The sequence below is a fragment of the Megasphaera indica genome, assembly GCF_046614755.1.
Taxonomy (GTDB): domain Bacteria; phylum Bacillota; class Negativicutes; order Veillonellales; family Megasphaeraceae; genus Megasphaera; species Megasphaera intestinihominis.
Genome location: NZ_JBKKJR010000008.1, coordinates 14832 through 35760, shown reverse-complemented (window position 1 = coordinate 35760; position 20929 = coordinate 14832). Strand labels below are relative to the sequence as shown.

Annotated in this window: 24 protein-coding genes; 3 read left to right on the top strand and 21 right to left on the bottom strand. The window is 55.1% G+C overall.

Annotated elements, in window-relative coordinates; genetic code table 11:
- Nucleotides 1-13: 13 nt before the first annotated feature.
- The 15 genes from ACFCTO_RS05660 to ACFCTO_RS05590 all read right to left on the bottom strand — a co-directional run bounded on the left by ACFCTO_RS05660 (nt 14) and on the right by ACFCTO_RS05590 (nt 10123).
- Nucleotides 14-898 (bottom strand): polyprenyl synthetase family protein, encoded by an 885-nt coding sequence (locus ACFCTO_RS05660; protein WP_292260196.1) that lies wholly within the window; start codon nt 896-898, stop codon nt 14-16.
- Nucleotides 895-1149 (bottom strand): exodeoxyribonuclease VII small subunit, encoded by a 255-nt coding sequence (gene xseB / locus ACFCTO_RS05655; protein ID WP_481325486.1) that lies wholly within the window; start codon nt 1147-1149, stop codon nt 895-897. The genes ACFCTO_RS05660 and xseB overlap by 4 nt, the downstream gene beginning before the upstream one ends.
- Nucleotides 1133-2341, bottom strand: a complete 1209-nt coding sequence (xseA, locus tag ACFCTO_RS05650) for an exodeoxyribonuclease VII large subunit (protein ID WP_481325487.1) — start codon at nt 2339-2341, stop codon at nt 1133-1135. Before xseA ends, xseB begins: the two co-directional genes overlap by 17 nt.
- The gene (locus ACFCTO_RS05645; RefSeq protein WP_292260188.1) at nt 2338-3291 is read right to left on the bottom strand and encodes a tRNA (adenosine(37)-N6)-threonylcarbamoyltransferase complex transferase subunit TsaD; all 954 of its coding nucleotides are present in this window, start codon (nt 3289-3291) and stop codon (nt 2338-2340) included. The genes xseA and ACFCTO_RS05645 overlap by 4 nt, the downstream gene beginning before the upstream one ends.
- On the bottom strand, nt 3291-3737 hold the full coding sequence (nusB, locus tag ACFCTO_RS05640) for a transcription antitermination factor NusB (RefSeq protein ID WP_020310381.1): 447 nt from the start codon (nt 3735-3737) through the stop codon (nt 3291-3293). Before nusB ends, ACFCTO_RS05645 begins: the two co-directional genes overlap by 1 nt.
- 21 nt (nt 3738-3758) lie before the next feature.
- Entirely contained in the window at nt 3759-4055 is a 297-nt protein-coding gene (locus ACFCTO_RS05635) for a hypothetical protein (protein WP_292299883.1), read from the bottom strand.
- A complete protein-coding gene (locus ACFCTO_RS05630; RefSeq protein WP_292106169.1) occupies nt 4048-4416 on the bottom strand; it encodes an Asp23/Gls24 family envelope stress response protein in 369 nt (122 codons plus the stop codon). The genes ACFCTO_RS05635 and ACFCTO_RS05630 overlap by 8 nt, the downstream gene beginning before the upstream one ends.
- A 98-nt stretch (nt 4417-4514) precedes the next feature.
- Entirely contained in the window at nt 4515-5072 is a 558-nt protein-coding gene (gene efp, locus ACFCTO_RS05625) for an elongation factor P (protein WP_020310378.1), read from the bottom strand.
- Nucleotides 5073-5085: 13 nt separating this feature from the next.
- A complete protein-coding gene (locus ACFCTO_RS05620; protein ID WP_020310377.1) occupies nt 5086-6153 on the bottom strand; it encodes a M24 family metallopeptidase in 1068 nt (355 codons plus the stop codon).
- Between the two features lie 92 nt (nt 6154-6245).
- Nucleotides 6246-6956, bottom strand: a complete 711-nt coding sequence (locus ACFCTO_RS05615) for a pseudouridine synthase (protein WP_292106165.1) — start codon at nt 6954-6956, stop codon at nt 6246-6248.
- 9 nt (nt 6957-6965) lie between these two features.
- Nucleotides 6966-7619, bottom strand: coding sequence for a histidine phosphatase family protein (locus tag ACFCTO_RS05610; RefSeq protein WP_020310375.1), 654 nt, complete (start codon nt 7617-7619; stop codon nt 6966-6968).
- Nucleotides 7620-7670: 51 nt separating this feature from the next.
- A complete protein-coding gene (cobS, locus tag ACFCTO_RS05605; RefSeq protein ID WP_499876506.1) occupies nt 7671-8423 on the bottom strand; it encodes an adenosylcobinamide-GDP ribazoletransferase in 753 nt (250 codons plus the stop codon).
- Nucleotides 8420-8995: a bifunctional adenosylcobinamide kinase/adenosylcobinamide-phosphate guanylyltransferase gene (gene cobU, locus ACFCTO_RS05600; RefSeq protein ID WP_481325488.1), complete on the bottom strand. Its 576-nt coding sequence runs from the start codon at nt 8993-8995 to the stop codon at nt 8420-8422. The genes cobS and cobU overlap by 4 nt, the downstream gene beginning before the upstream one ends.
- On the bottom strand, nt 8996-9487 hold the full coding sequence (locus ACFCTO_RS05595; protein ID WP_292260163.1) for a MogA/MoaB family molybdenum cofactor biosynthesis protein: 492 nt from the start codon (nt 9485-9487) through the stop codon (nt 8996-8998).
- An 18-nt stretch (nt 9488-9505) separates the two neighbouring features.
- The gene (locus tag ACFCTO_RS05590) at nt 9506-10123 is read right to left on the bottom strand and encodes a hypothetical protein (protein WP_292300975.1); all 618 of its coding nucleotides are present in this window, start codon (nt 10121-10123) and stop codon (nt 9506-9508) included.
- Nucleotides 10124-10279: 156 nt separating this feature from the next.
- Between ACFCTO_RS05590 and ACFCTO_RS05585 the strand changes: the two genes are divergently transcribed.
- Nucleotides 10280-10720, top strand: a complete 441-nt coding sequence (locus tag ACFCTO_RS05585; RefSeq protein ID WP_020310370.1) for a hypothetical protein — start codon at nt 10280-10282, stop codon at nt 10718-10720.
- 34 nt (nt 10721-10754) lie between these two features.
- Nucleotides 10755-11711 carry an exonuclease domain-containing protein gene (locus ACFCTO_RS05580; protein ID WP_481325489.1) on the top strand — a complete coding sequence of 319 codons (957 nt, stop codon included), beginning with the start codon at nt 10755-10757 and terminating at the stop codon, nt 11709-11711.
- A gap of 295 nt (nt 11712-12006) precedes the next feature.
- Here the strand turns inward: ACFCTO_RS05580 and rpsD are convergent, their stop codons facing one another.
- A complete protein-coding gene (rpsD, locus tag ACFCTO_RS05575) occupies nt 12007-12594 on the bottom strand; it encodes a 30S ribosomal protein S4 (RefSeq protein WP_014015950.1) in 588 nt (195 codons plus the stop codon).
- 199 nt (nt 12595-12793) lie between these two features.
- Between rpsD and ACFCTO_RS05570 the strand changes: the two genes are divergently transcribed.
- Entirely contained in the window at nt 12794-13390 is a 597-nt protein-coding gene (locus tag ACFCTO_RS05570; RefSeq protein WP_499876505.1) for a nitroreductase family protein, read from the top strand.
- Nucleotides 13391-13590: 200 nt separating this feature from the next.
- Here ACFCTO_RS05570 and ACFCTO_RS05565 read toward each other — a convergent pair whose 3' ends face one another.
- From ACFCTO_RS05565 to ACFCTO_RS05545, 5 genes are all read right to left on the bottom strand, one after another.
- The gene (locus ACFCTO_RS05565) at nt 13591-13863 is read right to left on the bottom strand and encodes a GNAT family N-acetyltransferase (RefSeq protein ID WP_294025641.1); all 273 of its coding nucleotides are present in this window, start codon (nt 13861-13863) and stop codon (nt 13591-13593) included.
- Between the two features lie 13 nt (nt 13864-13876).
- The gene (locus ACFCTO_RS05560; RefSeq protein WP_292300972.1) at nt 13877-14452 is read right to left on the bottom strand and encodes a histidine phosphatase family protein; all 576 of its coding nucleotides are present in this window, start codon (nt 14450-14452) and stop codon (nt 13877-13879) included.
- A 127-nt stretch (nt 14453-14579) separates the two neighbouring features.
- Nucleotides 14580-14954 carry an endonuclease domain-containing protein gene (locus tag ACFCTO_RS05555; RefSeq protein ID WP_292300973.1) on the bottom strand — a complete coding sequence of 125 codons (375 nt, stop codon included), beginning with the start codon at nt 14952-14954 and terminating at the stop codon, nt 14580-14582.
- A 738-nt stretch (nt 14955-15692) separates the two neighbouring features.
- Entirely contained in the window at nt 15693-19223 is a 3531-nt protein-coding gene (gene nifJ, locus ACFCTO_RS05550) for a pyruvate:ferredoxin (flavodoxin) oxidoreductase (protein WP_499876504.1), read from the bottom strand.
- A gap of 526 nt (nt 19224-19749) precedes the next feature.
- Nucleotides 19750-20916, bottom strand: coding sequence for a class I SAM-dependent methyltransferase (locus ACFCTO_RS05545; protein WP_294024523.1), 1167 nt, complete (start codon nt 20914-20916; stop codon nt 19750-19752).
- Nucleotides 20917-20929: the final 13 nt, after the last annotated feature.

Here is a 20929-nt window from a genome sequence, read left to right as displayed (position 1 = left end):
TACCCCTCTCACATTAATGAACGCGGACCAGCAGATGTTCGACCAGTTCTTTCAGGAACCAGGCCTGCGGCCCTAACGGTTCCAGGGCCTGGACGGCCTTGCCGGCCGCTTCGCGGGCCATGCGCCGGGCTTCGTCCAGGGAAAAGATGGTCACATACGTGGCCTTGTCGTTGCGGGCGTCGCTGCCGACGGGTTTGCCCAGCAAAGCTTCATCGCCGACGACATCGAGGATATCGTCGGTGATTTGGAAGGTCAGGCCCATGTACGACGCATAGGCTTCCAGGGCCTGCCGCTGCTGCGGCGACGCATCGGCGACGATGGCTGCCATGTCGATGGCCGCCTTGAAGATGACGCCCGTCTTGGAACGGTGCAGGAGTTCCATGCCTTCCCGGCCGATGGCCATGTCGCCGTCCGAAGCCAGGTCGAAGGCCTGGCCGCCGACCATGCCGGCCGGTCCGGCCGCTCTGGCGATGACGGCGATGCAGCGGTTCAGTTTGTCCGGTGCAATGCCTTTCTGGCTGGCCATAAGCTCGAAGGCAAAGGTCAGGAGGCCGTCACCGGCCAGGGTAGCCAGGCCGGCACCGTAGACGACGTGGTTCGTCGGCTTGCCCCGGCGCAGGTCGTCGTCATCCATACAGGGCAGGTCGTCGTGGATCAGGGAATACGTATGGATACATTCCAGAGCGCAGGCCAGTCCCGTATAGGGAGAGGCATCCTGGCCCAGGGCTTCGACCGTCGCCAGCAGAAGGACCGGGCGGATGCGCTTGCCTCCGGCCAGGAGGCTGTAATTCATGGCTTCATAGAGCCTGGAAAAACGCGGCTGGTCCGTCGTCAGTACGTGGGACAGGTAATCGTCGACGCGCTTACGCTGTCCTGCCAGATAGTCTTGGAAGGTCATAAGTCTAACACCCCTTCAGCCGGCGCATCGTCGTTGCTATCCTTATCGGCCCGGACATCGGCCAGGGCCTGGGCCTTCTGGCGGGCATATTCCAGGGCGCCTTCGCAGGACTGGGATAATTTGATGGCCTTTTCATATAAATCGAGGGACTGCTTCAACGTCAGGTCCGGTGCGTCCAGTTCCTGTACGAGCTGTTCCAATTTTTCATAATTGCTTTCAAAACTCTTCAATTTATCAGTCGTTCTTGCCATATATGTCCACCTCTTTAACAGCCGTCGTAATCGTCCCGTCGACGACTTGTATCGTCAGCGGGGCCTCTTTCGACACGCTGTGGATATCTGTAAGGATCTTGTCATGCTGCATGAGCTGGCCGTAGCCGCGGCGCACGAGGGCTGCCGGGTTCAGGGCCTGTAGGGAAGCCGTCAGGGTATTCAGCTTCCCCTGCTTCTGTTCCAGATGGAGGCGCAGCTGGCGGTCGGCCTGTTCCATCAGGCCTGCCAGGCGTGCTTCGCGCATGGCCAGGAAGGCATCGTAGCGCTGCAGGTTCAGCCGGCCCGCCGCCTGTTCGACCCAGCGCTGCCGGTCTTCGATGCAGGCCATGACCCGTTCGTAAGCCCGGTCCGCCAGTGCGGCCAGGTCCATTTCCGCTTCGCTGACGTCAAAGAAAGCCATCTCGGCCGCGTGGGTCGGCGTCGCTGCCCGCACGTCAGCGGCATAATCGGCCAGGGTCGTATCCGTTTCATGGCCGATGGCCGTAATAACCGGTACGCTGGCATGGTAAATGGCCTTGACCACAGCCGGGCTGTTGAAGCACCACAGGTCTTCCATAGAGCCGCCGCCGCGGCCGACGATGAGGACGTCCAGGTCCCTGCGCCGGCCCATCTCACCGATGGCCTTGGCGATGGCCGTATCGACGCCGTCGCCCTGGACGGGGATGGGATGCAGGATGATTTCGGCATAAGGATTGCGCTCGCCGGCAATCTTATAGATGTCGTGGAGCACGGCGCCGGTCTTCGACGTCAGGACGCCGATGCGCCAGGGGAAGCGCGGCAGCTCCTTCTTGCGGCTGCTGTCGAAATAGCCCTGAGCCGCCAGTTCATTCTTGATGCGTTCGTACTGGGCCTGCAGAGACCCGGTCCCCTGGGAAAAGAGCTGTTCAATGATAAAGGAAAGGGCGCCGCCTTTTTCATAGACGTTGACGGCGCCGATGACGACGACATGGTCCCCTTCGCGGACGGCCCGGACCGCTGCCGTCACGCGGCTGCGGAAGACGATGGCCCGGATGGAGCACTGATCATCGCGGATATTCATATAATAATGGCCGTTCGACGCCCGCTTGAGACCGATGATGTTGCCTTCCATAGCGATGCTCTGCAAGCGGTAATCGCCGTGGATATCATCTTTGATGCGGCGGACGACGTCCGTAACCGATGCATATTTCATGATTTCTTCCCTTCCTGTACAGCAGCCCAGAAGGCGGCACCCGACGCGTTGTCGGCACTGAAGCCGTCGGCTGCCAGATTCAGGTCTATCTGATGGCGGCGGCAATAATCGCTCATCTGCCGGCGCAGGTAGCCATTGGACATGACGCCGCCAGCGGCGACGAGATGTTTCATGCCATCGGCAGCGGCGTAATCGAGGAGGCTCTCCAAGCCGCGCCAGACCGTCGACAGCGTCCAGCTGCAAAGGCGGGCCGGGTCTTCCCCGCCGGCGGCGATGCGCCGCTGGCCCTGCGATTCGGGCCCGGAAAAGCTGACCTGGCCATCGCGGCAAAAGACATGAGCTCCCTTGACGGGCGGATTTACCGTCTGAGCCAGCTTGTCGACATGGACGCCAGCCGGAAAGGGCAGGTCCAGGGCGACGCCCATGCGGTCGATGAACTGGCCGGCACTGATGTCGCTGGTGCCGCCGATACGGGTGATATCGAGGCCTTTTTCATCGGGCACGGCCCGCAGCAGGTCCGTCGTCCCGCCGGACAGGTGGATGCCGTAGAACGGCTCGCTGCCGATATAGCCCATGCTGCGCAGGACGGCGAGGAGATGGTTTTCCTGATGGCTCAGGCGGTACAAGGGCACGCCCAGGACGGCGGCCAGGGCCCGGCCATAACCGAGGCCGGCCAGGAAAGCGGGCATGTACGAATCATCGCGGCGCCGGGGCTGGTCAGTCACGGCAATGGCCCGGATATGGGCACTGGCCAGGACGCCAGCCAGCCGTTCAAAGAGGACCGGCAGGTTGCGCGTATGCTGATAGACCATGTTGGACTGGGACAGGCCGCGGCCGCCCTTGGCGACGCTCAGGATGATGCGTTCGTCGGCGACGACGTCATAAGCCGCGTCGACGAGGCACAGCGACGTCGTATAACAGCTGGTATCGATGCCGAGAAAGACGTCCATCAGGCTTGGGACCTTACATAAGCGCCCAAAATGCCGTTGACGAACCGCGCCGACTTGTCGCCGCTGAATTCCTTGGCCAGGATGACCGCTTCATTGAGGACGATGGACGGCGCCAGGCTTTCCTTGGGATATACGAGTTCGCACAAGGCCAGGCGCAGTATATTGCGGTCCGTGCGGTTCATCCGTTCGATGTCCCAGCCCTTGGCAAAGGAGCGGATGATCGTATCCAGTTCGTCCCGGTGTTCCGTCGTCGTTTCGACGAGATACGTGCAATAGTCATTGCGTTCCTGATCACTCAGTTCCGGGCCGTCTTCGGTCAAGGCGTCGGTCGTGACGTAATCATTTTCCAGGATTTCCTGTTCGCTGTACTGGATATCATTTTCTCCGTGGAATTCACGGGAATATAAAAGTTCGAGCGCCTGCTGGCGCGCTTTATGTCTGCTCACGAGTTTCCTCCTGTAATAACTTTATTCAGCCGGCAGTACCGCCAGGTCTTCAATGGTAACGGAAATATCAAGGCCCTCTGGTTCGACCATGGCGTCGATGGCCTCAGCCGCCCGCTGCTGGACATCCAGGGCCAGGCCGTGCAGGTCGCTGCCATAACGGGCGCGGACGGCCAGATGGAGATGGACGACGCCGTCCGTCACGGCCGTGCTGCGGCTGCGTATAGCGACGACGCCAGAGGCCTGGCGGCCGGCCGTCTCGGCGATATGGCCCAGGGCCTTGGCACTGACGGCATAGGCAAAATCCTGTTCCTCATCCATGGCGGTCCTCCTCTCCAAACACTAACTGTTGTACAATGATGTGGACCGCCGTAACCGTGCAGGCCGTCGCCTTTTCGACGGCATCCTTGACGGACTTCTGCACTTCCAGGGCTACGTCGGGAATACGGCAGCCATAGCGGACGACCAGGCGGACCGTCAATTCGATGCGCCGGCCGTCGATAGAGACGTCGACGCCGCGGCCCGGAAGGGTACGCCCCAGCTTTTCCGCTGCCACTTCGGCGATATTCGTCCCCAAATCAGCGACATAGGCCGATTGGGCCGCCGTCAGAGCCGCAATAGAGGCAATGACGCGCTGGGAAATATGGATACTCCCCCATTCATTTACTTCAGTCGTTTCCATGGGAATCACCCCTTTAGTCCACAAAAGGGGCTGTCGCACGTGCGAAGCCCCTTTGATACCCTATGCTAGCGGCTGGCGGCCAACGACTTGCGTTAACCTTATGCTCTGCCGATATACTGGCCGGTTCTCGTGTCGATCTGGAGAACTTCGCCTTCATTGATAAAGAGCGGTACTTTGACGACATAGCCCGTTTCCAATTTAGCCGGTTTGCTGCCGCCTGTAGCTGTATCACCGCGGACACCGGGATCGGTTTCGACAACTTTCAATTCGACAGCAGCCGGGAGATCGATGCCGATGACTTTGCCTTTGAACATCATGACGGAAACGTTCATTTCTTCTTTGAGGAAATGGACAGCGTCGCCGAGGTTTTCTTTGTTCAATTCGATCTGTTCGTATGTTTCGTTATCCATGAAACAGTACATGCCTTCGTTTTCATAGAGGTACTGCATCTGGCGGCGGTCGACGTGGCCGTCCTGTACTTTTTCGCCAGCGTTCCAGGTACGTTCAACAACAGCGCCCGTTTCGAGGTTCTTGATCTTAGCGCGGACGAAAGCGGCGCCTTTACCCGGTTTTACATGCTGGAATTCAACGACCTGCCATACCTGGCCGTCGATTTCGATAGTTACGCCTGGTCTGAAATCATTACTTGTAATCATGTGTAAACTCCTCCTATAACAGCTCCATCAAATCTTTAGGTGTTTTGGTTAAAATTTCACAGCCGTTGGCTGTAACGGCAACGGAATCCTCAATGCGGACGCCAAACTTGCCTTCTATGTACAGTCCCGGTTCTACCGTGACTATCATATTCTCTTCGAGTACGCCTGTCGAACGCGGCGACAGGACCGGTTGTTCGTGGATCTCCAGGCCCGTACCGTGGCCCAGGGAATGAGTGAAATACTGGCTGACGTGATAGCGGGCGAAGTAGTTGCGCACGGCAAAATCGACTTCGCGGCGGGAAACGCCGGCCTTGATGAGCGATACGCCCAGCTTCTGGCCCTCCAGGATGAGATTGTAGAAATCCTTCTGGGCCTGCGACGCCTTGCCGACGACGACAGTCCGGGTGATATCCGAATGGTAGCCTTCCCAGACGGCGCCGAAATCAAAGGTGACGAAATCGCCGGCTTCGACGACTTTCGGGCTGGCCGTACCGTGGGGCATGGCCGAGCGCTTGCCGGATGCGACGATAGTCGTAAAGGACTTTTCTTCCGAGCCTAAGAGCAGCATATTGCTTTCCAGGCGGGCAGCCAGTTCCTTTTCGGTGACACCGGGCTTGATGTACGGCAATAAATCAGCAAAGGCCCGGTCAGCGATGTTGCTGGCCTTGCGCGTCGCTTTCAGCTCATACGGTTCCTTCACCGCCCGCAGGCTGGTCAAATCGCAGGGCAGGAAGCCGCATAAGGCTCCGTCGGAAATATTTTCGTACATGAAATGGGTCAGGAAATTTTCTTCATACGCTGCCACGCCGATTTCCATGTCGTTCAGTGACGAACGGATGGAGGCCGATAAGGCATTGTGGTGGTTCTTGATATCGTACCATGCCCCGGACTGGTTGGCAGCTTGTTCCGTATAGCGGGAATCAGTCCATAAGACGGCCTGGTCCAGGCCGATGACCAGTGCCCCTTCACCGCCCGTAAAGGCACTGAAGTAGCGCAGGTTTTCAGGTTGGACGATAATGACGCCGTCTGCATCGTGTTCCTGGAGAAAAGCGCGCAGGCGGGCGATTCGTTGTTCTATCATAGTATCCCCCTATCACCCTATAGTAATTCAATCATATTTTATAATACCATATTTTCCACTGGCTGAAAAGATAAAATTGCAAATCACCGGCTCTAGCTGCGCAACGCTTCCCGTTCTTCATCGGTCAGGGGCCGGAACTGGCCTGGCTCCAAACCGTCATCGAGGACGACGCTGCCGATGGAGCGGCGGTGCAGCTGGACGACTTTCAGGCCGACAGCGGCGCACATGCGCTTGACCTGATGGAACTTCCCTTCCTGGACGACGACCGTCAGGGACCGGGGGCCGGTCTGGACAGCTTTGGCCGGCAGGCAGTGCAGGCCATCGTCGAGGACGATGCCGCTGGCAAAGCGGTCCCCTACATCTTCAGGGATATCCCCTTCGACGACGGCGTCGTATATCTTATCGGTATGCTTCTTCGGTGACGTAATGCCATGAGCCCAGGTCCCGTCATTAGTGATGAGCAGGAGGCCCGTCGTATCCTTGTCGAGGCGGCCTACGGGAAAGAGGCCGGCCCCCTGGTACTGGCGCGGCAAGAGGCCGATGACCGTCGGCGACACGTTGTCTTCCGTAGCCGACACGACGCCGGCCGGCTTGTAGAGCATGAGATAAATAGACTCTTCATAATGGACGGCCTGACCGTCGACGGCAACGGCATCGGCTGCCGGGTCGATTTTCTGGCTGCTGTCGCGGCAGACGGCGCCATTGACAGTCACGTGCCCGCCTTTGCACAATTCCTTGAGTTCCCGCCGCGTCCCCCAGCCCGTATGGCCCAGGAGCTTGTCGAGGCGCATTGTCTTTGCCATGATGCCTCCTTATAACGACGGCATCTTGTCCCACTGGGGCTGGTACCCCGTCAGGCCTTCCAGATGCTGCGTGCAGTTCATGAGGGTCATGACATTGCGGTCGCCGTAATATTCGATGATGTTAAAAGCTGTGTTGAACTGCTGGAAGCACCAGATGCGCTTCATATCGAGGCCCAGCAGGCCGAAGAGCAGGCAGCGGATGGCCGCCCCGTGGGATACCATGAAGACGCTGTCGCCGTCCTTGTGATGCGACAGGATTTCCCGCGTCTTCTTCAATGTCCGGTCCCGGACCTGGCAGAACGATTCGCCGCCCCGGGCCGGCAAGGTCCCGTCCGACGCATAGACCGCTTCCAGTTCGCCTGGCCACTGAGTCGTGATTTCCTGATACGTATGGCCTTCCCAGACGCCGAAATCGGCTTCCTTCAATTCATCGTAGGCGACGACATCCAGATGATGCGGCGCAGCGACACATTCGGCCGTCACCTTGGCGCGCTGGAGCGTGCTGCTGTAGACGGCATCGAGATGGACATGGCGAAAAAATTCACCCAGGCACCTGGCCTGTTCCAGACCGTGTTCATTGAGGGGGACGTCGGTCGACCCCTGATACCACTGCTGGACGTTGCCTTCTGTTTCACCATGACGTGCTAAATATAATTTTATCATCGTAATCCTCCGTAAGTTCCCTATAAGTATTTCAACATTCGTGCCATCCCATTATAACAAGAAATCGGCCAGCTTGCTACCGACGGCCGTCATCAGGAGCAGGGCCATTTCGCTGCCCTCGAGGACGGCGCCATACGTATCGCCCGTGACGCCGCCCAGCTTGCGGCTGATGCGGCTGTTGGCCCACAAAGAGAGGAGCATGGCCGCCCCTAAGAGGGCCAGATAAAAGGGCCCGCAGAAAAAGACCGGCACCAGGGCCAGGACCAGGGCTTTTTCTACAGTATGAGCCGGCGCGTAAGTGACGAAGGCCCGGCCCAGCCCCTGCTCGCGGGCATAGGGAAATTGGAAGATGCTGATCAAAGTCCCGAAGCGGGCCGCTGCCGGGATACCGACGAGGGCCGGCAGGGCTGCTTCCGGTGCCAGCTGACTGAGGAAGGCTACTTTCAAGAGGACCAGGAAGACGACAGCCGTCACGCCGCCGGCGCCGACGCGGCTGTCCTTGAGGATTTCCAGCATCCGTTCGCGGCTGCGGCCGGAAAAGAGGCCATCAGCCGTATCCATATAGCCGTCGGCGTGGAGGCCGCCGGTCAGGTAGAACCAGAAGGCGACGACCAGGGCCGACCGGCCAAAGGCGTCAAAAAGGAAAGACGACGCCCAATAGAGCGCCGCCAAAAGCAGGCCGATGATCAAGCCGACGAGGGGAAAGAACAGGACGGACCGGCCGAAATCTTCATCGCGCCAGACGCTCTGCGAAGCCAGGTGGATGCGCGATAAGAACTGCAGGGCAATGAGAAAGGCCTTCATGACTTCACCTCCGGCAGGTAGACGGCCTGATGCTTCAGTTCCGTCGTAATACCGCAGACCGATAAATAGACTTCATCGGCTTCGGCCGCAGCGGCCTGGTTGATCTTGCCCATGAGGTCGCGATACAGGCGGCTCACGTGTTCCATGGGCACGATGCCGCATCCCAGCTCGTTAGTGACCAGGACGGCCGTCACGCCGGCCTGGCGGAAAGCCGCCAGGACCGCTTGTAGTTCGGCCAGGGCACCGTCGATGATAGCTTCGTCGTCTTCGCCGTCGTGGGCAAAGAGATAATTAGAAAAATAGAGGGTCAGGCAGTCGACGAGGGCCACGTCCGACGACTGGCACAGCCGTTCCATCGTCTCTGGCAGGTCCTGCGGGATTTCCCAGGTCTGCCACGACGACGGGCGGCGCTTGCGGTGGATGGCGATGCGCTGGGCCATTTCTTCATCGAAGATGCGGGCCGTCGCGACATAAGCATGCCGCCCGGGAAGGGCGGCAGCATAACGTTCGGCAAAGGCGCTCTTACCGCTCCGCGCCCCGCCGGTGACAAGTATGATTTTAGACGTATCCATTTACTTCTTGATTTCCGAATACAAATGAAAGACTTCCGGCAAAATGACCTTTTCCATGCCGATCTTGATGAGGCTCGGCAGGCCCGGCAGGCAGTAGACCTGGCACTGGTGGATGATACCGGCCGTCGTCCGGTAGGCCATGGCCTGGACGCCGCAGGCCCGGCGATAGGCGAAATACGTCATCATCGACTGGAAAGCCGGGATTTTCTTATCGAACAGGGCTTCTACCGTTTCGATGGTCACGTCGCGCTTGGCCATGCCCGTACCGCCGCTGGTGATGACCAGGTCGACGCTGCAGACCCATTCATGGAGATGGCGTTCGATTTCAGCCTTGTCGTCTTTGACGATCTGATAGTCGACGACCTGATGACCGTAATTGGCCAGGGCCGACTGGATGAGCAGGCCGTTCGTATCGTCTGAAAAAGTGCGGCTGTTGCTGATAGTGAGAATGGCCGCCCGCAAAGGATGTTCTTCCATTTTTTTACTGTTCAAGATAAATAACCTCCTAACTTAAGATACATAAGATTCTATGATGGAAAAGGGATCGCGCCCTTCCAGCAATCCTTGTAAAAACGAAGGGATGAAACATTCACTGACGACCTGGACGTCATAGGTCCGTTCTTCGCCCTGGCTGGCAACGGTGATGCCCCTGCCCAGGGCCAGGCGCACGGCACAGGCCGGACCGCCCGATGGCAGGATATCGCCACGGGACCAGAGGACCGTCGCCTTATCACGCCAGGGATACGGGTCTTCATCGTCGCTGTCGCCGTCGACGACTTCCGCTGCCACGACGAGGCCGCTCTCTTTGGCGAACTCTGCCGTATGACAGACGAACTGCGTGTATTCGTCTTCCGACGTGGCCGCAGCTGCCGAAATATAGAGCAGACGGAAATCGTCCCACAAGACATGCTCTGAAATGAATTCTTCCGACGGCGTAATGTCTTCGTCTTCATCGACAAAGGACGTATGCCAATTATAAGCCGAACAGATTTCTTCCGCGTCGTCGCCGGCATTGAGGGGGTACACGTGGAAACCCAGCTTCTGGAAGCCTTCCGTCACGTGGACATCGAGGCCGTGCTCCGACTCATCTTCCTGCCAAAAGAAGAAAGGCAGGCCAATATATATCACATCCAATATGATCACCTCTTCTATCTTATATTATTCGACCCGAAAGGGCAAAAGTCCTACTTGAAAAATATACGTTCTTGTAATGTTTCATGATTCCGATATAATATATGTATAAACTGCCTCGATTGGAAGAGACAGGGAAAGGAAGTATGTCTTATGTTCAAAAAAATTGCCGCTCTGGCAGTCACATTTGCCTGCGTCTTCAGTTTCATGGCATCCGCCACATTTCTCGATGACAACCCCCGCTTCGTCCAGGTCGGCCACGATGACACGACCGAATCGTATATCGACATGAACACCATCCAGTCCGTCCGCTACGATCCGCCGTACTACATCATCCGGGCTACGGTCGTGACCTATGACTATGCCAACAACACGGTCCAAGGTTATGATAACAATTTCTTCTACAATTTTAAAGCCCAGACCGTAAAAACACAGACTCTCGGCGATGTCGGCTACGATTTGCAGGGCAACGTCGTGTCCACCTTGTCCCTGCCCAATCCGGAAGTCAAGACGACAGACCGCCTGTCTGCCAACGGCAATGCGGCCAACCGCGCTTTCCGGGCCTGTTACGACATGAATTTCTTCCAAGAATAAGGCTCAAAAATTATTGAAAAGGATTTGATATTCCATGGATTCCCTGATCCACATCATTACGACGATCGTCACTATCGTCTTCATCGCTGCCGTCCTCTATTCCCTCACGTCGGCCCTGCGCAAGCGCCATCGCAAGGCGAAGGTCCAGCAGGAACTGGCCAAGAAGGAACACGTCAAAGTCGCCAACCTGCACCAGTACGACATCAAGCCTAATGACGGCTATTACAAATATCCCATCAAAGAAAAAGGGAAACTGCGCCGCTTCCCGCAGCACTTCACGGCCGTCGCCTTGGAACTGGCCAACGAACAGCCCTATTCCGTCTGTCTCCTGGCCCTGGCTGAATTCGACCACGGCGAACTGAAGGATACGCGTTACTTCTACGTCCGTCCGCCAGAAAACAACTTGTCTGCCGTCAAAGGCCGCTATCAGTGGGACGAACTCTCCAAGGCCGATGAATTCGGCGAATACTGGCAGGCCGGCCTGAAAAACCTCATCGAAGGTCAGACCCTGGTCGCCCACAACGCGCCCTTCGTCATGGGCTGCCTGACCCACGCCCTGCACATCTACGGCATCGACGCGCCGGCCTTCTGCTATGCCGATACGCTAGAAGTCGCCAAGAAACTCTATCACTTCCCGTCGAACCAGCTCGACGTCATCTGCGATGAAATGGATATCCAGACCGAAGAAGGCAACCTGTTGAGCCAGGCCATCGCCATAGGTCGCTTCTTCCTCCTGGCCCACAAGGAATACCCCATGTTCCTGCCCGACCTGACGTACGTCCAAAAAGCACCGACGACGGACGACAAAGAAGCCGCCCTCATCGCCGCCGTCGAACGCGAAGAAGGAACGCCGGAAGAAATGTTCGCTCCCGGAACACCGGACCCGGCCCTCATCGACGACCTGATGCAAAAAGGCTACGTAGAAGCCGGCGAAAAACCAGGCACATACTACGCCACCGACAAAGGCCTGGACTTCTCTGAAGAACGGTAGGTTCGTGGTTCGTGGCTCGTGACATAAATGTTTGACGAAAGGCTCCCATTATAGGGGAGCTGGCCGCCGAAGGCGGTCTGAGAGGTTGCCTTTTACATCAAACCAAAAAGGGGACTACCGCATGCATTCTTATATCACCATGCGTAGTCCCTTGTTTTATAGTTTGGAGTACGGAGTTTGTAGCCGATGGCTCTAAATTTAAAACCAATCGCTACAAACTACAAACTGCAAACTTAATACTCAAAAAGGCGCTGTCTTCATGCGACAGCGCCTTTTTGTTACCATCAAACAGCTCTTATTTGGAGTACAATTCGACGATAAGTGTTTCGTTGATTTCTACCGGAATTTCGTCGCGTTCGGGCATACGGGTAAGTGTGCCTTCAAAGCCGTCGAAGTTCTTTTCGATGTACGGTACATCGAAAGTCTTCAATTCCTGGAAAGATTTTTTGTACATTTCGTTGGAACGGGAAGCTTCTTTCAAAGCGATAACGGAACCAACTTTAACGTGTGCCGACGGGATGTCGCAGCGTTTGCCATTGACCAGGATGTGGCCGTGGTTGACCATCTGACGTGCCTGGCGGATGGAGTTTGCAAAACCGATACGGTATACCAGGTTATCCAAACGGCATTCCAGCAATTTCAGCATGTTCTGGCCAGTAACGCCTTCCATCTTCTTGGCTTTATCATAATAACGGACAAACTGACGTTCGAGCAAATTGTAGTATGCGCGAAGTTTCTGTTTTTCCAATAACTGTGTGCCATATTCAGACATTTTTTTCTGACGCTGATCTTTACGTACGCGTTTTAATGCCTTAGGGTGTCCGTACACATTAACTCCGAACCGGCGACATTCCTTAAAACGCGGGTCTCTCCTCGTTGCCATTTTCTACATCACCTCATATTAGTAATTCAAGAAATTAAATTTTGCTTATGCAATGTATAAATGATATCATGAAAAAAGCCTTGCTGTCAAGGGGTTATGATTCTTGACTTCTTTTCTTCACTATGATATACTTTAGCCAATAAATAACTAATAATTACTATCAATTATTAAATAATTTGTAAATTCAGGAGGTGCTCTTATGACCAACTTCATCACAGCCGTCAGCAATCGGCGCACGAACTACACCCTCAGCAAAGACGTCACGATTCCCCAGGAAACCGTTACCAAGACCATCGAAGACGTCATCCGCGAAGTACCGTCGGCCTTCAACATACAGTCCGGCAAAGCCGTTATCGCCTTTGGCGAAACGCACGACGCCATCTGGAAAATCACCATGGATACGCTCCGCAAAATCGTCCCGCCAGCCAACTTCGCCACGACAGAAGCCAAGATCAACTCCTTCGCCGCAGCCTATGGCACGGTCCTCTACTTCGACGACACGACCATCGTCGACAACATGGCCTCCCAGTTCCCGCTCTACGCCAAGAACTTCCCCATCTGGGCCCAGCAGGCCAATGGCATGATGCAGTTCGCCGTCTGGACCGCCCTGACCGACCTGGGACTCGGCGTCAACCTCCAGCACTACAACCCCCTCATCGACGACGAAGTCAAAAAACTCACAGGCGTTCCCAAAGAATGGCAGCTCATCGCCCAGATGCCCTTCGGCCATCCCACAGAACTGCCAAAACCCATCGTAAAAGTCCCCATCGAAGAACGGGTGAAAGTCCTTCGGTAAGAAAAAAGCTGCCGTACGAAGGCAGCTTTTTTCGAGTGTTAAGCAAGCGATAAACTTGTAATATGAAAAAAACCGCGTACTTGTGGTACACGGCCTTCTTCAAACACTAAAACTAGAGGAGAGCCGATGTCCCACCACCGAGCTATCTCTATTCTCATTCTATCATGAATGTAGATAAATCAAGTGGATTCTCGTCCTGATTATCCAAGTAAATCCTGTTCGTCTTTGTGACGGCGGAACCAGGCGTCGGCGTAGGAGCAGCTGGTGGCCGTTTTTTTATGGCGCCGCCGTATTTCGTCAGCTGCGGCCTTGACGAGTTTGCCAGCGGCACCTTGGCCGCGCAGGCTATCGTCGACAAAGGTGTGGACGATGTCGTAATTGCCGTCTTCCCGTTCGACGAAGTCCACTTCAGCTACGATCGTTCCAGCTTCATTTTCCATCCAGATTTTGTTCGAGCCATATTGTAATTCCATGGTAATTTCTCCTTTACATCGTAATTTCAACAATCTGTCCATTATGGACCGGGCGGCTGCGGCGGAAAGCGGCCATGTATTCTTCTACAGGCCTGCCCGGATTTTCATAGACCAAGAGCAGGTTGCGGATAAACTGGGCGTGCGTAAAGACCAGGATGAATTGTTCCGGCCGCCGCTGCAGCAGAGATAAGGTCCGTTCGATGCGCCCGATGAGCTGGCGATAACTTTCGGCCCCTTCGCCGTCGACATAGTCCGGGTCGAGTTTGCGCCAATAATTGATGACCCGCGGCCGCCGCTGCTGCGACGTCGTCCCGACACACGTCGCCGGTGCCAAATAAACAAATTCATGGACACAGTTCCAAATCCCCGTCACCGTATCAGGAAACCGCCCGATCGTACACATGGCCGTCTGCTGCGCCCGAAGATAAGGCGACGTGACAATCAGGTCCGGTTTCTTAGGAATCTGTAAGGCCAAGGCCTGCGCCTGCTTGAGCCCCAATTCCGACAAAGGAATATTGCGATGATCCTGCGTCGCTTCGCCGGCATTGGCAATACTTTCGCCATGACGGATGAGCCATATTCTCTTCACACTATCACCTGCTTTTTTCTTTTATTTTATCACAAAAAAAGGAGAATTTGAAAGACACATTGCCTCCCCTGTGAAGGGGAGGTGCCGCATCGCGGCGGTGGGGTTCTTCCCTTCTGAACTAAGAATTTTACAAAAGTGTCTTATCTAGAAATTTTTTTCGGACATATTGATCAATAACTTCACAAACAGCCGAAAATTTTCTTTGTACTTCAAGATTTGTAAATCTTATAACATGCAGCCCATAGGATTCTAATACAGCTGTCCGTTCCTGATCTGACTTCATACCGGCTTCATCATAGTGCTGCCCACCGTCTAATTCGATGACGAGTTGTGCCTGTGCACAATAAAAGTCAACAATATATCGGTCAATACGACGCTGACGATAAAACTTAATGGGATAGCTGCGAAGAAAATCGTACCACAAATGCCGTTCTTCTTTGGTCATAGTTTTCCGAAGTTTTCTAGCAATTTCTTTATTTTGATTTGCATAATTGTACGGCATTAGTTTCGCTCCTTCCTGATATAACTTAAAATATTTTTTCAACACAAACTTACTTCGCATTGTTCCTATAAAGAACCCCTCAGTCAGCTGCGCTGACAGCTCCCCTTCACAGGGGCGCCTTCTGCCTCCCCTGTGAAGGGGAGGTGTCACATCGCGGCGGTGGGGTTCTTCCCCACGAGCCGAGGGCTTCTCGAGGCGATGTCGTCCTTTTGAGTCTGTTGCGGCTCTGCTGCATCTGAGTCCGAGTGTGCGACACGAGCTCGCTTCGCATTTCTCCTATAAAGAACCCTTCAGTCAGCTGCGCTGACAGCTCCCCTTCACAGGGGCGCCTTCTGCCTCCCCTGTGAAGGGGAGGTGCCGCATCGCGGCGGTGGGGTTCTTCCCCACGAGCCGAGGGCTTCTCGAGGCGATGTCGTCCTTTTGAGTCTGTTGTGGCTCTGCCGCATCTGAGTCCGAGTGTGCGACACGAGCTCGCTTCGCATTTCTCCTATAAAGAACCCTTCAGTCAGCTGCGCCGACAGCTCCCCTTCTCAGGGGCGCCTTCTGCCTCCCCTGTGAAGGGGAGGTGCCGCTTGCGGCGGTGGGGTTCTTCCCCACAAACCGAGGGCTTCTCGAGGCGATGTCGTCCTTTTGAGTCTGTCGCGGCTCTGCCGCATCTGAGTCCGAGTGTGCGAAAACAGGGCTGCCTTTTGGGGCAGCCCTGTTTTCGGGTGTGTATATGGCATTAGCGTGTTTTACCTATTTATCAGCCAATTCCTTATAAGTTTCGTATTTCTTCTTAGCGAATTCTTCGGCCTTGGCAAAGAGTTCTTCGGCGATATCCGGGAAGGTTCTCGTCAGGGCAGCATATCTCGTTTCACCCATGAGGTATTCGCGGAAGGATTGCTGCGGGTCTTTGGAGTCGAGGATGAAGGGGTTCTTTCCTTCTTTCTTGAGCAGCGGGTTGTAGCGATAGAGGTGCCAGTAACCGCAGTCTACGGCGCGTTTCATTTCGTGCTGAGCGTTGCCCATGCCGCCTTTGATGCCGTGGTTGATGCACGGTGCATAGGCGATGATGATGGACGGGCCATTGTAGGCTTCTGCTTCTTTGATGGCTTTGATGAGCTGGTTCGGGTCAGCGCCGAGGGCGACCTGGGCGATATAGATATGGCCATAGGTCATGAGCAGGCGGCCCAAGTCTTTCTTGTTGAACTTGCGGCCCGATGCAGCGAACTGGGCGACAGCACCGATTGGCGTAGCTTTCGACGACTGGCCGCCAGTGTTGGAGTAGACTTCCGTGTCGACGAGCATGATATTAACGTTGGCGTTCATAGCCAGGACGTGGTCCAGACCGCCGTAGCCGATATCGTAAGCCCAGCCGTCGCCGCCATACATCCAGATGGTCTTCTTGATGATGTGTTCTTTATGAGCCAGGATTTCTTTCTGCAAGTCTGCAGCCCGGCCGGTGAGATGAGCAGCCATCAATTCTTTGATGTACGTCCGGCTAATGCCTTCTGTGACTTCGCCTTCGTTAGCGACGCCGATGGAATCGATCCAGGCTTTGATGGCGTCGTGGAGGGCACCGTCAGTCAGGCCCAGGAGTTCTTCCGATTTAATGCGGATAGCATCGCGCTGCTGTTCCATGGACAGGGACATGCCGAGGGCGAATTCTGCGTTGTCTTCAAAGACCGAGTTCGACCAGGCCGGCCCGAAGCCTTCGCAGTTCGTCGTGTACGGGATGCTGGGCATTGCCGAGCCCCAAGCCTGGGTACAGCCCGTAGCATTGGCGACGATCATGCGCGGCCCGAAGAGCTGGGTCAGGATTTTCATATATGCCGTTTCCGTACAGCCTGCACATGCGCCGTTGAATTCGAGGAGCGGCTGATGGAACTGGCTGCCTTTGACGGAGAATTTATCGAGAGTCGTATGTTTTTCAGGGAGTGTCTGGGCATAATCCCAGTCGACGCTTTCATGACGCTGCGTTTCCAGCGGCTTCATGGTCAGGGCCTGAGCCGGGCAGGCATTGACGCAGGCACTGCAGCTGTAGCAGTCGAGCGGCGAAACCTGGATGCGGAATTCATAGTCTTCCAGGCCCTTGCCGATGGCCTTCTTGGTCTTGAAGTCAGCCGGAGCCTTGGCTTTTTCGTCAGCCGTTACCAGATACGGACGGATAGCGGCGTGCGGGCAGACCAGGGAGCAGCGGTTACACTGGGCGCATTTTTCCAGGTCCCATTCAGGAACGGTCGATGCGATGCCGCGTTTTTCATATTTCGTCGTGCCCAGGGGGTAGGAACCGTCGGCATAGGGGACGAATTCACTGACCGGGATGGTATCACCGAGCTGCAGGTTAGCCGGTTCGACGACTTTCTTGATGAATTCCGGAATATCGCGGGTATCTTCGACGACGGGGTCAGACGGCAGGTCTTTCCAGGCTTCCGGTACAGTGACTTCGACGATATCCGAAATGCCGCGGTCGACGGCAGCCTGGTTCATGGCGATGACTTGTTCGCCTTTGGCCAGATAGGTCTTGGCAATGGCGTCTTTCATGTATTTCATGGCATCGTCGATGGGCAGGATGTTTGCCAGTTTGAAGAAAGCTGCCTGCAGGACCGTATTGGTGCGGTTGCTGCCCAGGCCGATTTCTTCGGCGATCTTGGTGGCATTGATGATATAGAAGCGGACGTGCTTGGAAGCGAGCTGGCGTTTTACTTTATTACTGAGGTGGTTGGCGACGTCGTCTTTATCCCAGCTGCAGTTGAGCAGGAAGATGCCGCCGTCCTTGATTTCACTGACAATATCGTAAGTCCCCATGTATGCCTGTTTATGGCAGGCCAGGAAGTCCGCCGCTTTGATATAGTACGTAGCCCGGATTGGTTTCTTGCCAAAGCGCAGGTGCGATTTGGTGACGCCGCCGGATTTCTTGGTATCGTATTCAAAGTAAGCCTGGACATACATATCCGTGTTGTCGCCGATAATCTTGATGGAATTCTTGTTGGCGCCAACCGTACCGTCCGAACCAAAGCCCCAGAACTTGCAGCTGATGGTCCCTTCCGTGTCGACTGTGATAGGTACGTCGGCCAGGGAATGATGGGTAACATCGTCGATGATGCCCAGGGTGAAGTGGTTCTTCGGCTGGAGCGAATCCATGTTGGTGAAGACGGCGTTGATCGATGCCGGCGGTACGTCTTTCGACGACAGGCCATAGCGGCAGGCCAGGACGGTGACGTCCTGTTTGACGTGGGACATGGCTGCGCAGACATCTTCGTAGAGCGGTTCGCCCAGGGCGCCCGGTTCTTTCGTGCGGTCCATGACGGTAATCGTGCGAACCGTGTCAGGCATGGCTTTCATAAAGTGTTCCAGCGAGAACGGACGATAGAGGTGGACCTGGATGAAGCCGACTTTCTTGCCTTCTTTGCAGAGCTTGTCGATAGTTTCCTGGATGGCACCGGTGACAGAACCCATGGCGATGACGACGTGTTCTGCGTCAGGAGCGCCGTAATAATCGAAGAGGTGGTACGGACGGCCCGTCAGTTCGCTGATCTGGTCCATGTAGTCCTGGACAATGTAGGGCAGGCGCTGATACCAGGGGTTATTGGCTTCGCGGGACTGGAAGAACATATCCGGGTTGGTAACGGTACTGCGCATAACCGGATGTTCCGGGTTCAGGCCGGTGTGTTTGAAATGATAGAGAGCATCGCGGTCGATGAGTTTGCCCAGTTCTTCAGCCGGCAGCATCTTGATTTTCTGGATTTCGTGGGATGTGCGGAAGCCGTCGAAGAAGTGCATGAACGGAACACGGCCTTTGATGGTTGACAGATGGGCAACGGCTGCCAGGTCGGCACATTCCTGGACGCTGGCACTGCAGAGCATAGCCCAGCCCGTGTTGCGACAGCCCATGACGTCGGAATGGTCGCCGAAGATGGACATGGTGTGGGTCCCGACGGTACGGGCGGCAATGTGCAGGACGACCGGTTTCAATTCGCCCGACAGGCGATGCATGACCGGAATCATCAGCATCAGGCCCTGCGACGCCGTAAAGGACGAACAGAGGCTGCCCGTTTCCGAAGCGCCGTGGACGGCACCGATAGCGCCGGCTTCGGACTGCATTTCAACTAATTTGACGGGCTGGCCAAAGAGATTCTTGCGGCCATTGGCCGACCAGACGTCGACGTGTTCTGCCATCGGCGACGACGGAGTAATCGGGTAAATCGTAGCGACTTCAGTAAAGTTATACGCAACGTCAGCAGCCGCTTCGTTGCCGTCTAAGGTTTTCACGATCTGTTTAATCATAAGAGACACTCCCCTTTTCTACTATTCAAAGATAATTCATCCGAATTCGTATAACGTTTAACTCTTTCTGTACTTTTAGTATAGCCGTTGTAGATATAAAAGTCAAGCATACTATTTATGCTATTTTATCATTAAAGCAGCTATGGTTATACGTTTTACGCGTATATAGGAGAGTGAAAGTGGTTCGTGGCTCGTGGCTCGTGGTTCGTGGCTCGTGGCTCGTGGCTCGTGGGTCGTAAAAAAAGAGACTGTTGCATGTGCGACAGTCTCTTTTTGAGTTTTAAGTTTGTAGTTTTTAGTTTTCAGCAAATGGCAAAAAAATTTAAAGCTAACTTCTACAAACTACAAACTCCGTACTACAAACTATAAAGTAAAAGGGGCCTTGCACGATGGCAAAAACCTTCGTGCGACAGCCCCTCTTTGGGAGTATTAAATTTTCAGTTTGTAGTGAATAGAAAATCAACCTCTCAGACCGCCTTCGGCGGCCAGCTCCCCTATCAGGGGAGCCAGCGGGGCGTCCCCTACATTAATACCAACGGGTCATGGGCAGGTCGTTCTTGGTGCCTTTAGTCATGAGGATCTGGTGGATGTCGATGTTGCCGATGTAGAAGGATACGGCGCAGCCGCAGAGGTAGAGGTCCCACATGCGGGCGAATTCTTCGCCGCGGGCAGCGATGACTTCATCGCGGACGTTCTGGAAGTTATTGAACCAGCACATGAGGGTCTTATAGTAATGGCGGCGCAGGCTTTCGACGTCGATGACCTGGAAGTCATCGTCGTAAGCGAGGCTGACGATTTCACGGAGCGACGGCAAGGTTCCGCCCGGGAAGATGTATTTGCGCATCCACGGGTTGCCGATGCTTTCGTCGTGGCCACTGATGTAATGGAGGAGGAACATGCCGCCGTCCTTCAAGAGGTGGCTGGCTGTTTCCATGTACAGCGGATAATTGGAGCGGCCAACGTGTTCCAGCATGCCAACGCTGACGATGCGGTCGTACTGACGGCCTTCGGCGACGAGGTCACGGTAGTCGATGAGGTCGATCTGTACCAGGTCCTGGAGGCCCAGTTTTTCAATGCGTTCCTGGCCTTTTTTCCACTGTTCTTTACTGAGCGTGCAGCCATAGCCTTTGACGCCATATTTCTTGGCAGCTTCGATGAGCAGGTAGCCCCAGCCGCAGCCGATATCGAGGAGGGTCATGCCTTCTTTGAGGTAGAGTTTTTCCAGGATGTAATGGACTTTATTATGCTGTGCCTGTTCGAGGCTGTCGTCTTCATTCTTGAAGTATGCGCAGGAATAGCTCATGGACGGGTCGAGCCATTTGGCATAGAAGTCATTCCCCAGATCGTAATGGGACGAAACCTGTTTCTTCTGGGCCGATTTCGATTCCGACGGATAGAGGATGCGTTTGAACAAGGATTTATCCAGCGAGAACTGGCTCGTCTGGGATAAGAAGCAGCGAAGGGCTGTGAACAAATCACCTTTGATTTCGATATCTTTACGCATGTATGCTTCGCCCAATGCCAGCGACGTCGACGCCAGCAATTCCTTTTTCGGAATGTCGTTGTGGATAATGACGTTGAACAGCGGCTGGCCTTCACCAATGGTGTAGGTCTTGTCGTGAAGTTGTACCGTAAAGCAGTGTTTATCGAAGCGGCGTAAATAATGAATCATGAAATTATCTAAGATATGCATAGATTACTCCCTC

What these genes read in the sequence shown, in the direction of transcription:
- ACFCTO_RS05660 (WP_292260196.1), bottom strand. Translation starts at nt 898, where the DNA reads ATGACCTTCCAAGACTATCTGGCAGGACAGCGTAAGCGCGTCGACGAT.
- xseB (WP_481325486.1), bottom strand. Translation starts at nt 1,149, where the DNA reads ATGGCAAGAACGACTGATAAATTGAAGAGTTTTGAAAGCAATTATGAA.
- xseA (WP_481325487.1), bottom strand. Translation starts at nt 2,341, where the DNA reads ATGAAATATGCATCGGTTACGGACGTCGTCCGCCGCATCAAAGATGAT.
- ACFCTO_RS05645 (WP_292260188.1), bottom strand. Translation starts at nt 3,291, where the DNA reads ATGGACGTCTTTCTCGGCATCGATACCAGCTGTTATACGACGTCGCTG.
- ACFCTO_RS05635 (WP_292299883.1), bottom strand. Translation starts at nt 4,055, where the DNA reads ATGGATGAGGAACAGGATTTTGCCTATGCCGTCAGTGCCAAGGCCCTG.
- ACFCTO_RS05630 (WP_292106169.1), bottom strand. Translation starts at nt 4,416, where the DNA reads ATGGAAACGACTGAAGTAAATGAATGGGGGAGTATCCATATTTCCCAG.
- efp (WP_020310378.1), bottom strand. Translation starts at nt 5,072, where the DNA reads ATGATTACAAGTAATGATTTCAGACCAGGCGTAACTATCGAAATCGAC.
- ACFCTO_RS05620 (WP_020310377.1), bottom strand. Translation starts at nt 6,153, where the DNA reads ATGATAGAACAACGAATCGCCCGCCTGCGCGCTTTTCTCCAGGAACAC.
- ACFCTO_RS05615 (WP_292106165.1), bottom strand. Translation starts at nt 6,956, where the DNA reads ATGGCAAAGACAATGCGCCTCGACAAGCTCCTGGGCCATACGGGCTGG.
- ACFCTO_RS05610 (WP_020310375.1), bottom strand. Translation starts at nt 7,619, where the DNA reads ATGATAAAATTATATTTAGCACGTCATGGTGAAACAGAAGGCAACGTC.
- cobS (WP_499876506.1), bottom strand. Translation starts at nt 8,423, where the DNA reads ATGAAGGCCTTTCTCATTGCCCTGCAGTTCTTATCGCGCATCCACCTG.
- cobU (WP_481325488.1), bottom strand. Translation starts at nt 8,995, where the DNA reads ATGGATACGTCTAAAATCATACTTGTCACCGGCGGGGCGCGGAGCGGT.
- ACFCTO_RS05585 (WP_020310370.1), top strand. Translation starts at nt 10,280, where the DNA reads ATGTTCAAAAAAATTGCCGCTCTGGCAGTCACATTTGCCTGCGTCTTC.
- ACFCTO_RS05580 (WP_481325489.1), top strand. Translation starts at nt 10,755, where the DNA reads ATGGATTCCCTGATCCACATCATTACGACGATCGTCACTATCGTCTTC.
- rpsD (WP_014015950.1), bottom strand. Translation starts at nt 12,594, where the DNA reads ATGGCAACGAGGAGAGACCCGCGTTTTAAGGAATGTCGCCGGTTCGGA.
- ACFCTO_RS05570 (WP_499876505.1), top strand. Translation starts at nt 12,794, where the DNA reads ATGACCAACTTCATCACAGCCGTCAGCAATCGGCGCACGAACTACACC.
- ACFCTO_RS05565 (WP_294025641.1), bottom strand. Translation starts at nt 13,863, where the DNA reads ATGGAATTACAATATGGCTCGAACAAAATCTGGATGGAAAATGAAGCT.
- ACFCTO_RS05555 (WP_292300973.1), bottom strand. Translation starts at nt 14,954, where the DNA reads ATGCCGTACAATTATGCAAATCAAAATAAAGAAATTGCTAGAAAACTT.
- nifJ (WP_499876504.1), bottom strand. Translation starts at nt 19,223, where the DNA reads ATGATTAAACAGATCGTGAAAACCTTAGACGGCAACGAAGCGGCTGCT.
- ACFCTO_RS05545 (WP_294024523.1), bottom strand. Translation starts at nt 20,916, where the DNA reads ATGCATATCTTAGATAATTTCATGATTCATTATTTACGCCGCTTCGAT.